We start from the raw sequence: 15152 nt of genomic DNA, 5'->3' as shown, positions 1-15152 counted from the left end.
GCGCGCCCGGGCCTTGCGCCGCCGGAGCCTCGGGGGCACCGCCCGCCCCCACCGCCGGGCGAGGCCTGTCGATCGACCCGGCCGCGTGGTCGAGCTTCAAGGATCGCTTCGTGACCCGCGAGGGACGCGTCGTCGATACCGCGAACGGCCGGATCAGCCACAGCGAGGGGCAGGGCTACGGCCTGCTGTTCGCGGCCGCGGCCGGCGACCGCCCGACCTTCGAGCGCATCTGGGACTGGACCCGCCTCGCGCTCAGGGTGCGCAAGGACGCGCTGTTCGCCTGGCGCTGGGAGCCCGACGTCCCGGTGCCGGTCGGCGATCCGAACAACGCGACGGACGGCGACATCCTCATCGCATGGGCGCTGGTGGAGGCGGCGGAGCGCTGGCCGGACGGGCCCTTCCGCCACGCGGCCCGGCGCATCGCCGAGGAGATCGGCGGGCGCCTCGTGCTCTGGGAGGCGGCCGGCGGCCCGCTGATCATGCCCGGCCTCGCGGGGTTCGGTGCCGGCGAGCGGAGCGACGGCCCGGTGGTGAACCTGTCCTACTGGGTCTTCCCGGCCTTCGCCCGCCTGGCGACCGTGGCGCCGGCCTTCCCGTGGGGGCGCCTCGAGGCTTCGGGCCTCGATCTCGTGAGGCGTGCCCGCTTCGGGGCGAGCCGGGTGCCGACCGACTGGATCGCCATGGCGGGCAACCGCCCGCGTCCCGCCGCCGGCTTTCCCGCGACCCTGTCGTACAATGCCGTGCGGGTTCCGCTCTACCTGGCCATGGCGGGGCAGGACGACCGCGCCCTCTACGAGGCCTTCGCGACGGCCTGGAGCGATGGCGATCCCGTCGGCCTGCCCATCGTCGATCCCTTCGCCGGACGGACGGGCGAGCGCATGGGAGAGCGCATGGGAGAGCCGGGCTACGCCGCAATCCGTGCGCTGACCGCCTGCATCGCGTCCGGTGCGAGGGTGCCGGCGTCCTTCGCCACCCCCTCGCCATCGGAAAACTACTATCCCGCCGTGCTCCACATCCTGGCCTTGTCGGCGGCGCGGCGGACATGGCCGGCCTGCCTCGATCGCTGACCCGCCCCCTCCCCCGGGGCGATCGCCGCTAGAGCACGTCACGATCGCGTTGCAATCGCGAAGCTCTCTCAGTCGTTGTCTTGCCGCATTTTCTTCGACGAACCAGCCTCCACTTCGTCGGAAAACGCTCTAGCGCCCGGCCAGGCGGCGGACGTCCTCGGCGATGGCCGCACCCAGGATCGCGTAGCCGACCATCGTCGGGTGCAGGAAGTCGAACATCACGTTGGTCGACAGCCGACCGGCCCCGTCGACCATCGTCCGCCCCGGATTGGCGAAGAACACGGTCTTTCCGTCGGCGCATTGCCGGATCAGCGCGGTCACCTGCGCGTTCGTCGGGCGCTCGGGCGCCGACGCGTCGGCACCGCGGGGCAGAACCCCGAGGATCAGCACCTTCGTCGCCGGGGAGCGGGTCTCGATGAAGCGGACGATCTCGGCGACGCCGAGCGCGGTATCCTCGGGCTTGCTGCGCCAGCCCGCGTTGTTGGTGCCGATCAGGACGACCGCCACGTCCGGCTTTAGGGAACTCGGCCATTGCCCGTTGTGCAGCCGCCAGAGCACGCCCTGGGTGAGGTCGCCCCACAATCCCAGGTTCAGGGGGGCGTAGGAGCCCCAGAACAGGTCCCACATCGTCGGCTCCCATCCCTGCGTGATGGAATCGCCGATGAAGACGACGCGGGTGCCGGACAGGTCCCGCGCCGTGGCCTGCCGGGTGAGTTGGTCGGCCCGCTGGCGCCAGTCCGGGATCGGGACGGCCGTGGGCGTGGCCTCCACCGGGAGGGGCACGCGCGGCGGGATGGCCGGACACCGGGAGGCCGCGAGCGCCTGCCCGCCCAGGGCGAGAGAGAGGGCGAGCGCGGCGAGGCCCCGGGGGCCGGGACGGAAGCGAGCCATGGCTGTCACGTCCCGGTCAGCGCAGGTACGGCGCGATTTTGTTCTTCGACAGGAAGGCGTTCGGCGTGCCGCCGGGCGCGATCAGCCAGACGCTGTATTGCCCTCCTGCATCGAGGGGCCCGAGATCGAGCTCGGCGACGCGCGTCGTGCCGCACGCCGCCCGCATCCGCGGGTTCGGCGCCGGATTGACCGAGCGTCCCCGCATGATGTTGGGGCCGACATCGACCACCACCGGCTGGCCCTTGGGCTCCAGGTACAGACCCGCCGCGGCACAGGACGGCATGGCGTTGTAGAAGGCGAGCCTCGCCTTGGTCTGGCTCAGCTCGGACTGGTCCAGGACGACCCTGGTCCCCAGGCGGCCATCGGCCTTGTCGATGAGCACGGTGTGGATTCCGGCCGGCTTCAGCTCGATCTCGAGCGGCTTGGCGCCCTCGACCTTGACCTCGACCTTGCGCCCGGCGACGCCCTCGACGACGTAATAGGGCGACACCCGCTCCTGCCCGGTCGTGCCGAGGGACATCGGATCGGCGAAGCCGACGGGCTTCAGGTCGAGGCGGTCCGGCGAGGCGTTGGCGAAGCGGACATAGGCGTAGCCGTCCGGCAGCCGGTCCTCGTAGAGCATCATCTGGGCTCCCGCGCCCGGCGCGCCGGCGACCAGGATCGGCAGGCCGAGGAGGGCCGCCAGGAGAACGCCGCGAAGTCGGGATTGGCCGCCCTCGGATGGGCCCGGCCGGCGACGGTGGAGCGGATGGGTCATGGCTGTGCTGATGCCTTCTCAAGACGCCCGGCGGCGGCGCACCGTTCCGACGGCGAGATCGCCGCTCGTCCGTCGCTCGGCCGTTCCATTGCCGGGTCGATCGGCCGGGTTCTACTTGCGCGGAAGAGCCTTCACGGTCTGGTTCGCCAGCATGGCGTCGGTCAATGCGGCGCCCCACTTCTGGTAACCGGCGACCGTGTAGTGCTGACCGTCGAAGGTCGGCCATTCTCCCGGCTTCGAGAGGGCCAGGGAATCGATATACGTGCAGGGCGCCACCGAGGTCGCCATGAAGTCCGAGAATTCCTTCACCCGCGCGAAGGTCTTCGAGTAGGGACCGCCCTCGCTGCCCCAGCCCGGTCCGATCCAGACGCAGGGAAGGTTGTGAGCCTTGATGCGCCCGATCAATTCGTCGACGTTCTCGCGGATCCAGCCCTTCTGCATCTCGCGCTGGTTGTAGCCGGCCATCGGATCGCCGATCCCCACGACGACGACGCTCGGCTTGGTCTGATCGATCAGCGCGTCGATGCTCCAGGACTTGACCTTCGGGGTGCGGTTCTCGACGACGGGGCCCTTGCCGCTGCGGTTCGCGATGCCGCAGGCGACCGGTCGCGGCGCCACCCAGGCCCCGGCGGGCACGCCGCAGGCCCCGAAGGTCTCGACCTGAGCACCTTTGGACAAGAGACCGTCCTGCAGCGTCGATATCAGGTAATTCTTCGTGACGAAGTGGCTATCGCCCACGATGAGGAACGTCAGTCCCGCAAGCACGTTTTGCATGTCGGCTTCCGATCAAAATTCGACAGTCGCCGGCACATCCAGTATCCTGGCGCCGGACATCCATGGTGCGACTGGATGAAGAAACGACTACAACCACAAAGTGCCGCGCGCGACGCTTGAAAGCAACGGTTTACAGCCCGGCGGCGGCGAAACACTGGATCATAGTTATCATTTGCGGTTACTTCAGCTCGGCCAGGGCGCGATCCTGCGCCTGCAGGGGCTTGGACAGCGCCCGCTCGGGGATCTCCCAGACGATCAGGCGCGGAGGCGACTCGGCGAAGGCGCTTCCCCCGAAATAGGTGCTCGCCGCCCCCGAAAAGCCGCCGCCGGCCTCGGCGACGTTGTTGACCGGCGCCCGCAAGGCCTCCTGCAGGCTTCCCTGGAAGTTGGCGTTCGTCGAGTACGAGCTGCCGATGAGCACGACCTGGTCGCCGGGTCCGGTCGCCAGGAGGTCGTCGGCCTCGGCCGGCTTCTCCGTCTGGACGGTGCGGGCGACGAACTGCCGGTCCGAGGCCGGACGCAGCTTGATCCCGAGCGGGGACAGGGTTTCGGGAACGAGGTCGAGGCTCATCAGCCGGAGGAGATCGCCCGGGCCGTCGGTCTCGACCGGTGCCGCTTCCGTCCGGTAGGCGAAGCCCGGATCGAGCGTCGTCGTCACGGCCTCGGCGACGGCCTTGGCGGCGATCGCCGCGCCGCGCTGGTTCCAGTGCGTGTCGGTCCGGTAATAGACCGGTCCCTCCTGCCGCGCCTGCTCCAGCCGCCGGGCGAGATCGAGGCTCGCGATGCGTCGCTCCCGCAGCATCGCCTGGAATATCCCGTAGCGCGCCATCGACTGGGCGGTGCGGGGCGCGTTGCAGAGCGTCGCGCGCTCGATCCGGGCCTTGTCGGGAACGACCGCGACCACGAGCTCGATGCCGCGCCTGGCCAGAGCCGCCGCGACCTGCGCGACGATGTCGGCCCGGGCCGCCAGATTCTCCTCCGCGCCCCGGACGGTCTGGGCCTCCTCGGTCAGGTAGAGCCAGTCGTCGCAGCCGACCGCGACCTGGGGGCCGCCGGAGCCGAACAGCCGCCACCGGAACACCCCGCCGGCGGCCCGCAGGATCGGGTCGGCCGGCAGGTAATGCGCCTCGACGAAGTTGACCGCCGCGGCGGCGCGGCCGTCGAGCAGCGCGTCGAGGCTGCGCACCTGCGCCAGCCGGCGCTGGGCGGCGGGGGTGGCCAGGGCACTGAAGCCCTGCCAAGCGCCGAGGGCCAGAAGCCCGACGACGAGGGCGCCCTGAAGTCTCTCCGAGATGTCGCGGGAGCTGCGGCGCGATCGCGTGTTGGCCACGATGGGCCGATTGAGAGGGGCGTCCATGTTCAGAACTGGAAGTAGAGGAACGGGACGGCATCGCGGCTGTAGAGCATGACGATGGCCAGGGTGAAGGCGGCAAACGGCGAGACGGTCCAGGCGGCGAGACGCAGGCCGCTCATTTCCGGGACGGCCGGGGTGCCCGGGTGGGGATGGGCGGGGCGCGGACGGGACAGCCGGTCGCGCAGCAGCGGGACGTAGACGATCGCGAGTGCCACGGGGATGAACCAGAGGCGGTCCGGCGTGATCTGCCAGAGGAAGTCGTCGGAGAGCCCGATGCCGTTGAGCCCCAGCATGCCGGCATAGACATGCCCGGCGCTCTCGAGGTCCTTGGCGCGGAAGATCACCCAGCCGATCATCACCGCCAGCATCGTCAGGGCGTTGGCCAGCGGATAGGCGAGCGTGGGGGCGCCGGGCGGGCGGCGGCGGCTCCACCAGCGATGCGTGCCGAGCAGCGCGCCCTGCCACACGCCCCACAGGATGAAGTTCCAGCTCGATCCGTGCCACAGGCCGCCGATCGCCATGACCAGCATCAGGTTGACGTAGGTCCGCACCGGCCCGGAGCGGTTCCCGCCCAGGGGAATGTACAGGTAGTCCCGCAGGAACCGCGACAGCGTCATGTGCCAGCGCTGCCAGAATTCCTGGATCGAGCCCGACAGGTAGGGATTGTCGAAGTTCTGCGGGAAGTAGAAGCCGATCATGCGCGCCAGGCCGATCGCCATCAGCGAGTAGCCCGCGAAATCGAAGTAGAGCTGCAGCGTGTAGCTGAGAGCGGCGATCCAGCTGTCGGCCAGGGTCGGCTGGGTCAGCGAGAAGGCGGCATCGACCAGGGGGCTCAGCGTATCGGCGACGGCCACCTTCATGGCGAACCCGATCGCGAAGGTGCGACCGCCGATCCCGAATTGCCGCAGCGAGTGCTCCCGCAGCTTCAGCTCGTTGGCGATCTCCGCGTAGCGCACGATCGGGCCGGCGATGAGCTGGCTGAAGATCGCCTTGTAGGCCGCGTAATCGAGGAGCGAGCGGCTGACCGGCACCGTGCCCCGCCGGATGTCGACGAGGTAGGAGACCGATTGCAGGACGTAGAAGGACAGGCCGATCGGCAGCAGGACCTCGGTCCAGCTCATCAGGCTCAGGCCCATCGCGCCCCGGAGCTGGTTGACCGTCGCCACCCCGAAATTGGCGTACTTGAAGTAGGCCAGAACCCCGAGATTGCCGACGAGGCCGAGGATCATCAGGAGCTTGGCGCGGTCGCTCTTCGGCCCCGCCCGGTCCATCAAGCGTGCGACGGTATAGGTGAACCCCGTCACGGCGATCAGCAACGCCAGGAAGTCGACCCGCCACCAGGCGTAGAAGCCCCACGAGAACAGCAGGATGACCCAGTTCCGATGCCGGAACGGCATCAGGAAGTAGCAGGCGAAGAACAGGGGCAGGAAGAGAGCGAGAAACTCGAACGACGCGAAAATCATGGCGGATGCGCCCATCCCAATTCGTGGTTGCGTGCGACGGCATCGCGCTGACGACGCCGCCTTTCTCGTGTCTCCGAGGTCCGACCCACCGGATCGTGTGCAGCAAGATCCGATCGCGGTCAGACGAGGATCCGCGCCGGAACTTCAGTTTCAGCCTCATTTACCATGAAGAGGCGCTTATCCTTGCCTTGAAGCGCTTACATGCATGGTCGGTCAAAACTATTACCGATCTGTCAAATCAAAGTGGCGCGGCGACAGTCACGAACCGGCGCGACATCCCGCCTCGATCGGGGATATCCCCCGGTTTTCGTGCGATCGGCTTGCGATCGGGCCATGCTTCGGACCTCCAGTTTCGCGAAATTTGCCGTCGCGCCACCGACACCCACTTCGTCGGAGAATGCCGAAGGTTTTCGATGTCTCCGCATTTTCGTTCGGCGAACCGATAACCGCCTCGTCGCGCGGATGGTCTAGGCTGGACTGCCTGTCATCGCCGAATCCTTGCCGTAGGTCAGGACGAGGACGTCCTTCGTGCGGCGTGCCGTGCGTCGCGCCACGAGACCGGGCGCGGCGTGGGGCTGCTGCGCGAGCCAGGACGTGTAGAGGCCTTCGAGCACCGCCGAGAGCCAGGGACCGCGGTGGCCCTCGATCGATCCGATCGTCGGGAGATGCGTGTGGACGATGCTGAGGACGCGCGCGGCCTCGTCCAGCGCGAGGCTGGCCCGGCCCCAGCCCAGATCGCTCAGCACCTCGTTGATCTCGTCCTCGAGGGCATCGAGGGTCGAGACGGGCGGCAGCGCCGCGCCGCGGGCCATGTCGGCGCCGACGTCGCGCAGCAGGGCGTCCCGCTGGTCCGCGTCGAGCACGGAATCGAGCCGGGCGGCGAGGACCCGCAGGAACAGGCGCCAGCGCGGCCGCTGCGCCATCAGGTGGGTATCGGGCGTGCTCATCACTGGATGGTCTCGAACAAGTAGCGGCCGAAGACGACCGCGCTGCCCTCGGAATAGTCGCCCGCGTGCTGGAACGCGGCGCGGCCGCCGACCCTGAACGCCTGGGACAGCCGGTATTCGAACTCTGCGGAGGCCGCGTAGGAGAGGCCGGTTCCGCGCTTGCCCGGAATGATGGCGGGGATCCCGGCATCGGAAGCGCTCAACAGGGCCTGCAAGCCGCGATCGTTCGGAAACACCGCGGCGGAGCGCTGGGCGAAGGATTGGTAACCGATCGAACCCGACAGCGTGTAGCTCAGGTCGGGGAGCGGCTGGTCGCGCCAGGAGACCGGCACCTGGAGGGCGACGTAGTTCTGCGGGCTGAAATAGCCGCCGCTCCCGAACGTGAAGGCGTTCTGGTTCTGCGCGTAGTCGAAATACGGCACGCTCAGGCCGACCCGCAATTCCTGCGGGCCGTCGATGTAGAGGCCGTAGGAGGCGCCGATCGCGGCCTCGACGAAGCGGTTGTCGCGCACGCGCTCGCCGGTGACGACGCCGCCGCCGGCCCCCGCATAGACGAACCAGCGCCCGGGGGCCCATTCCATCTGGGCGTAGCCGCGGTTGCGCACCACGCCGCCCCAGGTCGCCCCCGTGGCGGGATCGCGGGCGCCGCCGTAGGAGAGCGCGCTGTTGAGGATCGCCCGGCGCTCCGCGATCATCCGCAGGCGCAGCTCCGGGGTGAGGAGCGGCGCCGCCTCGATGCCGCCGACGACGTTGGTCTTGACGAAGCCGATCGGCGTCGTCCCGACATCGACCGTGAAGGAGCGGTAGCTGTAGGCGAGGTTGAGGCCGACGCCCTCCTGGGCTTGGGCCGCGGCGATCCCGTTCGGCAGGCCGAGGGCGGCCTGGGCCGGGTTCGTGCCGAAGCGCTGCAGCCGGTCGCCGCGGGGCGTGTTGCCGTCGATGGCCGTCGGCGTGACCTGCACCCGCAGGCGGCCGACGCCGCCGGGCGAGAAGCTCGCATCGATCGGCGCGGTGATCGCGCTCAGGCGGCTCAGGCCGCCCTCGCCGGACCGCCCGAGGAAGCCGAGGCCGACACGCATCTGGGGCGCCACCTCGTCCTGGAGGTCGGCGATGTCGCGGTCGAGGCGGCGCGCCAGGCTGTCGCGCTGGGCGTAGCCGATCTCCCCCAGGATGTCGGGCACGCGGCCGGACGCACCCTCCGCGAGGGGACCGGGACGGAAGGAGTCCCGGCCGCTGGTCCAGCGGGCCCCCTGGGGCACCACCGATGCGGCGCCCGCCGGCGCATCCTCGAGGGCGGCGACGGCCCGCACGTCGCCGTCCGAGCGGCTGAGCGCGCGGGCCGTGCGCAGGTCCTGCATCACCCGGGCCCGGTCGTCCAGGGCCTGCGCGACCAGGGCGGAGATCATGTGGGCGCGCGCATCGCCCGGTGCGCCCTGGACCCCCTCCTGGGCGACCGCATCGGCCCGCGGCAGGTCCCCGACCGCGATCAGGGCCGAGACCGCGGCGCGGCGGACATCCATGTCGGCGGGATCGCGCGCGAGGAGCTCCTGGGTGATCGCCACCGCGCGGCCGAGCTCCATCCGCGAGACGTAGAGCCGCGCGAGCGCCATGTTCAGGGCCGGGCTGTCGGGATCGGCCTCGAGGCGACGGGAGAGCTGCACCAGCGCATCGGCGTAGCGCCCGTCGAGCCGCAGCCGGTCCGCGGCGGCGGCCGTCACCCCGTTCACGGTCGCGCTGACGGCCTTGCGCTCGTCCCGCGGCAGCGTGGCGGCGTCGATCCCGTCGAGCAGCTTCACGGCATCGTACTGGCGGTCCGCCCCGGCCAGCGCGTTGGCGTAGGCGAGGCGCTGCTGCAGCGACGGGGCGGGCGTCGTCGCGAGCGCGGTCGCCACGGCGTCGGCGGCGGCGGCGCGATCGTCCAGCCCGACCAGGGTCTGGGAGATCTCCAGGACGCGGGCGCCCGTCGGATCCGGCGCGGCGGCAAGGCCGAGCATCCGGGTCTTGAAGGCCTGACGGTTCATCTCCCGGGCCGCCTGCGCCACCTCGGCCCGCACCGCGACCCGCTGCTGGAGCGCGACCATCTGGGGCGTACGCTTCCCGGCGGGGACGCGCGCGGCGAAGGCGGCGGCCTGGTCGAGGTCCTTGACCTCGACCGCGAAGTAGAACGCGGCTTCGGGCCCTTGGGGATCCTGCCCGTCGGTGCCGACGGGCGCCATCACGGTCCGGGCGTCGCTGCCGCGGCCCTGGCGCAGCAGCGCCCGGGCGAGTTCGAGGCGCAGCCACGGGTTGGTCGGATCGGCCTGGACCGCCGCCCGGTACAGGCCCGCCTGCGCCACCGGGTCGGCGACGCCGCGGGCCTGGCTGCGCAGCCGCTCGGCCCGCATCCGGCCGAGAGCCCGGGTATCGCCGACCTTGACGTAGAGTGCCTCGGCCTCGCGCTCGCGGCCCTGGCGCAGGAGGACGCCGGCCAGGCCGATGGTCGCCGCCGCGTTGCCGGGCTTCTTCGCCAGGGCCTGGCGGTAGGTCGCCTCGGCCTCCCGCGTCTTGCCGGACAGGGCCTGGATGGCGCCCATCTGGAGATAGTAGCCCCAGTCGGGGTCGGAGCCGCCGAGCCGGCGCAGCAGGGCCTCGGCCTCGGCGTAGCGTCCGCGCCGGGTCAGGCGGGACACCTGGGCGTATTGCGCGCGGATCTCGCGCAGCTGGGCTTCGTCCACGCCCTTACCGCCGGAGACGGGCTCGGTGCTCTTCAGGGCGGACTGGATGCCCTCGGCATCGGTCGGGCCGAGCTCGAGCGCCTGCTTGAGGAGGCGGCGTCCCTCCTCGAACCGGCCCTGCTTGAGCCGCAGGAAGCCCATCCCCGCCGTCGCGTCCGCATCCTCGGCGTTGACCGAGAGCGCCTTCGAGAAGTCCTGCTCGGCCTCGACGTAGAGCTTCTTCTCCAGCTTCTCGAAGCCGGTGGTGCGGGCCTGCCCCCCGACCTCCACGGGGGATTGCGGCGGATTGCGGATCAGCCCCAGCTTCTCGGCGATCTGGGCGTCGTTCGGGTGGCGCGCGGCGTAGGCCTCGACGACCTTCTGGCTGTCGGCCGTGTCCGGCAGCCACAGCAGGGCCTGCTTCAGGGCGCGGTCCGCCTCCTCGCCGGTGGAGGCGTTGCCGGCCAGCCGCGTGAGCCGCTCGATCGCCTCGTCGCGGGTGGCTTCCTGGTAGGAGAGCAGGCGCGCATAGGCGAGCTGGGCCCGCGGATCGCGCGGATTGACGGCGACGATCTGGCCGAGACCTTCGCGGGCCGGCTCGAAGCCCGCGGAGGTGCCGCCGAGGGTCTGGTAGTATTCCGAGGCGTAGCGGGTCGGGGGCGTCGCGCCGTTGAACGCCTGCTGGTAGGCCTGGACCGCCAGGGTCGAGCGGCCCTGCTGGGCGAGGCTGCGGGCCTCCTCGAGCTTGGCGGGGTCGGGCTGGCCGACCTTGAGGTCGTGCTCGATCTCGGCGACGCGGGCATCCTGCGGGTAGGCCGCGCGCAGCCGCTCGAGGGTCTGCCGGGCCTCCCCGGTCTGGCCGGCGTCGATCTGCGCCTTGGCGAGCAGCGAGAGCGCGCCGGCGCTGGGATTGAGCGTGAGGATGCGGTTGAGGCTCTGGATCGCCCGGGCCGGCTGGGACTGGTTGCGCCAGTAGGTGGCCTGCTCGAGGAGGACCTTCTCGGGAACGGAGGGCTCCGGATCCGCCGGGGCCGCCGCGGTTCTCGGTGCCTCGGAGGCCGGAACCCCGGCCGGAGCGGTCTCGGCCGCCGCGGGGGAACTGCCTGCCGGCGGGGGAACCGGCGCGCCGGGGGCGGCCGGAATCCCGCCCAGGATCGCGGGCGGCAGCGCCTGCGCGCGCGCCCCGTCCGAGGGGATGAGCATCGCCGAGAGGGCGACCGAGGCGGCCAGCACGGCCCGGAGGCCGGCTTGGCCGAGCGGGTGCGTGCAGGAGCACCGGCGCGGCGTGGCGGACGAGGGAAGAGCGGGCTGCACGGTGGGACGGTCTCTCTCGTCGAGTTCGGCGAACGCCGCGGCCTGGGCCCGGGACGCCGCTCGGTGCTGGGTGGGGCGGACGAGGTCGGTCATGATGGCGAGCGGTCTCACGACTCGATCTCGCGCATCCGGGCGCGGGCGCGCCGCCGCAGGGCCCGGTAGAGGACGAGGCCGAGCATGGCGGAGCCGATCAGCAGCACGGCGACGAGGCCGAGCGGCGAATCCTGGAAGTACCAGGACGGATAGAGCCAGTACGGCAGGTGCCCGACCGTGTAGGTGTCGCCGACCCGGAAGCTGACCGGCCGGCCATCCGTCATGATGGCGAGGTCGCCCTGGACCTTGGGCGCCTGCTCGGGATCGTTGAGGGTCGGAACGACGCTCTGCAGGGCCTCGGTCCCGCCGGCGACGATCGCGACGAGGCTGCGGCCGCGCGCCAGGGGGCTCTCGGCACCGATGAGCGCGGCGAAGCCGCTGGCGGGCGCGCCCTGCAGGATCGACTGGGCCGCCTCCCGGCGGTCCTCGCGCCCGAAATCGAGCGCCCGCCGCATGTTCTCGATCGGCGAGCTGAGGGCGATGCGGATGCGGTCGCCTTCGAGGCGGACCGGGCTGGTGCGCAGGAGATCCGCGCCGGCCTGGAGCCGGTCGAGGGTGCCGACCACGAGGAGGTCGCGGTTGGAGACGCCGGCGACCTGGTCGGGCCGCACGACGGCGACGCCGGTGGCGGGGTAGCCGGTCTGCGAGCCGAGGCGGCCCATGAGGTCGAGGAAGGCCTGGACCTCGCGCAGATCCGCCCGGGGCGGCATCACGACGGCGGTCTCGCTCAGATCGGCCATGCGGCTGAAGGGGAAGCCGCTGTTCACGAAGAAGGCGAGGTTCGGCAGGCTGGTGATGCGGCGCGCGCGGCTGAAATCGATCGTGCTGTCGGGATCGACGGCCATCCGCAGGTCGCCCGGAACGCCCGCGCAGGCGCCGCGGCCGAGGGGCCGCGTGTCGAAGGTGAATTGCAGGGCGTTCTGCCCGAACACGTCGTAGGCCGGCACGTCGATCCGGCGCGCGGTGCTCGCGTCGCCGCTATTGAGCACCTGGCGCACGTCCTCGCCCTGGAAGATCGAGGGCAGCCACGCGTTCCGGCGGGTCGCGTCCTCGGCGAGCGGCATGCTCGCCAGGTAGATGTTGTTGATCCCCACATCGAGCCGGGACACGGCCAGATCGACGATCGGGCCGGGAGGCGCGCGATAGCGGATCTCGGCGGGGAAGCCCTGGCGGCGCCAGGTATAGAGGTCGGGGGCCGTGCGGAAGGGGACGCGCAGGGCGCCGGGGGCGTAGCCCGTGGCCTGGAGCTCGCTCGGATCGACGAGCTCGCCGAAGCGCACCGGGCGGTCGGTCGGAACCCAGGCCGGCGCGTCGTAGGGCTTGCGCCTGGCGAGGACCGGAGCGCCGACCACGGCCTGCTGGCCGCCGAGCGTCCGGCTGCCGAGGACGAGGGACCGCGCCGCGCTCACGAGTTCCTGCCCGTTGCGGCCCGCGACGAGGAGGAGCGAGCCGGAGGCGTCGTTGGGGTTCGGGACGATCGCGATCGTCGGCCCCTCGATGCGCCCGACGCTCAGGCCCGGAGGCAGGGTGTCGGCGGTCGCCACGACGATGCCGTTGCGGCTTGCCGGCAGCGCCGCCGAGACGGGGAAGCTCGCGCCCCGGAACCCGGCCATCTGGCCGAACCAGGACGAGACGATGCCGGAGCTCTCCAGGACGTCGTTGCCGGGATTCGCCTGGATGACGAAGGGCAGGACGGTCTGCTGCCGGTCGCGGGCCTCGAAGAACGGCAGCGGCAGGCGGCTGAGATCGCGCTGCGGCGGCAGGCGCACCAGCGTGAGCGTGAGCGTGCTGGTATCCGAGACCGTCGACCACAGCAGCCCGCTCAGCGGATCGTTGCAGGTCTCGGCGTAACGGCCGACGAACCGGAAGTTCAGGCGGTTGTCCTCGGCGAAGAACACCGGGTCGACCGGCATCTCGATGCCCTCGAAGCGCGTCTGCCCCTCGGTGGCCGGGATCGTGCCGACATATTGTTCGTTGAGCGTGACGGTGACGTTGCTGAACTGGGCCATCAGCGACGGGGACATCGCGCCGCGCAGCTTCAGGGTCGCCCCGGTGACGACCTCGTCGCTGCGGATCCCGAACTGCACGCCCTGCAATTCGCTCACGCCGCGCAGGGCCAGCGGCCCCTGGGCCCCGAGCTGGCGCAGGCTGAGGACGACCTGCCGGGTCTCCGCCGCCCGGGGGGCCGAGGCCGGTGCCGTCCCCTCGGCCGGCGGGACGGCCGAGGGAAGATCGAGGCTCGAGGCGCGGGGCGTCCCCGCGTCGGCGGACGGCATCGGGACGGACAGGGCGGGGGCGGAGGACCCGGCTTGCGCCTGCCGGCCGGCATCGGGGGTGCGCTCCCGGCCCGCGCCCGGCATCGTCTCGGGTGACGATGGGGCCGCTCCGAGGGCGTGCGCGGTCAAGCCCGAGGTCAGGGCGAGACCCAGAAGGACTCCACGGAACATCACGACTTCATCTCCATCTCGCCAGCCGACGCCTCGGAGGCGACGAACGTCTGCACGGTGGCGCCGCCGCCGGATTTCACGGACAGGCCCCGGCCAGCCGTCGATTTCGCGCCTTCAGGCAGGCGAAACAGGCCGCGAATGCTGACCAAGACCCGCCAAAGGCTGACCATCGGGCGGTCGGTCTTGAAATTCGACCAGTTCGCCCACGCATCCGCCCGGCCAAAGACGACCTGGACGATGCGCATCTCGTCCTCGATGCTTCGGGGCGCCCACATGATCTTGATGACATCCTGATAGCTCCGCAGCACCTGGGCGGGCACGACGAGTTCCTCGCCGCCGAGATGGAACCGGACCTCGAGCGGACAGCCGTTCGGGACGGTTCTGGGCAGGGCGCATTGCAGGTCGGCGCCGGTCTCGCTGAGGTCGCGGGTCGTGCCGGACAGGACCTCGCCGTCCGGAAGCCGCAGCTCGGCGTGGATGCTGGCCCGCACGCGCGCCAGGGCCCGGGTCTGCCGGCGCTCCCGCCCCACCGCCAGGGCCGCCATCACGATGAGGAGCGAGAAGGTCGCCCAGATGCTGTTGAGCAGCAGCGCCTGGAAGGTGACGAGGTCGTTGTCGACGACGATGAGCGAGACGACCCCGCGCGCGATGCCGGCGATGAGCAACGCCGCCAGGACGAGGTTCGGATACACCGCCCCGAGATCGAAGTAGCCCTTCTCGAGCAGACCGCCCTTCGCCGTGACGTTGAACTTGCCGCGGCGCGGATTGACGAGCGTCACCAGGGTCGTGCGTACGAGGAACATCGCCAGGACGGTCTCGTAGATCTCGCTCCAGAACGAGTGCCGCCAGTTCCTCTGCATCCGCGAGTTGACCGCGACCGACAAGGCGATGTGGGGCAGCGCGTAGGCGGTGATCGCCAGCGGGGACGCCGAGACGATGTTCTGCCCGAGGAGAAGGAAGGCCAGGGGCGACAGCAGGAAGATGATCCGCGGGATCGCGAACAGGAAGTGGCCGCCGGCCTGGAGGTAGCAGATGCGCTGGGCCCAGGTGAGACCGCGGCCGAGCACCGGGTTGTCGACCCGCAGGATCTGGATCATGCCGCGCGCCCAGCGGGCGCGCTGGCCGATATGCAGGGCGAGACGCTCCGTCGCGAGGCCGGCCGCGAGCGGCAGCTTGAGATAGGCGCTCTCCCAGCCCTTGCGATGCAGCTTGAGCATCGTGTGGGCGTCCTCGGTCACCGTCTCGACGGCGAAGCCGCCGATCTCGTCGAGGGCCGAGCGCCGCAGGACGGCGCAGGAGCCGCAGAAGAACGAGGCGTTCCAGAAGTCGTTGCCGTCCTGCACCAGGCCGTA

The 15152-nt window shown here is 71.0% G+C and carries 10 protein-coding genes; 1 reads left to right on the top strand and 9 read right to left on the bottom strand.

Annotation, left to right across the window (positions count from 1 at the left end):
* The first annotated feature begins 110 nt into the window (after positions 1-110).
* Positions 111-1067 (top strand): family 8 glycosyl hydrolase, encoded by a 957-nt coding sequence (locus QR78_RS23025; protein WP_244276418.1) that lies wholly within the window; start codon positions 111-113, stop codon positions 1065-1067.
* Positions 1068-1196: 129 nt separating this feature from the next.
* Here QR78_RS23025 and QR78_RS23020 read toward each other — a convergent pair whose 3' ends face one another.
* From QR78_RS23020 to QR78_RS22980, 9 genes are all read right to left on the bottom strand, one after another.
* Positions 1197-1958 carry a GDSL-type esterase/lipase family protein gene (locus QR78_RS23020; RefSeq protein ID WP_048429915.1) on the bottom strand — a complete coding sequence of 254 codons (762 nt, stop codon included), beginning with the start codon at positions 1956-1958 and terminating at the stop codon, positions 1197-1199.
* A gap of 16 nt (positions 1959-1974) precedes the next feature.
* The gene (locus tag QR78_RS23015) at positions 1975-2715 is read right to left on the bottom strand and encodes a hypothetical protein (protein ID WP_053221053.1); all 741 of its coding nucleotides are present in this window, start codon (positions 2713-2715) and stop codon (positions 1975-1977) included.
* 111 nt (positions 2716-2826) lie between these two features.
* Entirely contained in the window at positions 2827-3489 is a 663-nt protein-coding gene (locus QR78_RS23010; RefSeq protein WP_048429914.1) for an SGNH/GDSL hydrolase family protein, read from the bottom strand.
* A 178-nt stretch (positions 3490-3667) separates the two neighbouring features.
* Entirely contained in the window at positions 3668-4819 is a 1152-nt protein-coding gene (locus tag QR78_RS23005; protein WP_202972692.1) for an alginate O-acetyltransferase AlgX-related protein, read from the bottom strand.
* 29 nt (positions 4820-4848) lie between these two features.
* Positions 4849-6306, bottom strand: coding sequence for an MBOAT family O-acyltransferase (locus QR78_RS23000; RefSeq protein ID WP_048429913.1), 1458 nt, complete (start codon positions 6304-6306; stop codon positions 4849-4851).
* Positions 6307-6773: 467 nt separating this feature from the next.
* Entirely contained in the window at positions 6774-7253 is a 480-nt protein-coding gene (gene bcsD, locus QR78_RS32075; RefSeq protein ID WP_053221052.1) for a cellulose biosynthesis protein BcsD, read from the bottom strand.
* Positions 7253-11371 carry a cellulose biosynthesis protein BcsC gene (locus tag QR78_RS22990; RefSeq protein WP_048429912.1) on the bottom strand — a complete coding sequence of 1373 codons (4119 nt, stop codon included), beginning with the start codon at positions 11369-11371 and terminating at the stop codon, positions 7253-7255. The genes bcsD and QR78_RS22990 overlap by 1 nt, the downstream gene beginning before the upstream one ends.
* Positions 11368-13800 carry a cellulose biosynthesis cyclic di-GMP-binding regulatory protein BcsB gene (gene bcsB / locus QR78_RS22985; RefSeq protein ID WP_082171766.1) on the bottom strand — a complete coding sequence of 811 codons (2433 nt, stop codon included), beginning with the start codon at positions 13798-13800 and terminating at the stop codon, positions 11368-11370. The genes QR78_RS22990 and bcsB overlap by 4 nt, the downstream gene beginning before the upstream one ends.
* The coding region (locus QR78_RS22980) for a glycosyltransferase family 2 protein (protein ID WP_141657949.1) at positions 13800-15152 on the bottom strand (1353 nt) is incomplete at its 5' end. The genes QR78_RS22980 and bcsB, both read right to left, overlap by 1 nt.

Source organism: Methylobacterium indicum, from assembly GCF_001043895.1.
Lineage (GTDB): Bacteria > Pseudomonadota > Alphaproteobacteria > Rhizobiales > Beijerinckiaceae > Methylobacterium > Methylobacterium indicum.
This window is presented reverse-complemented; position numbering and strand designations above follow the sequence as displayed.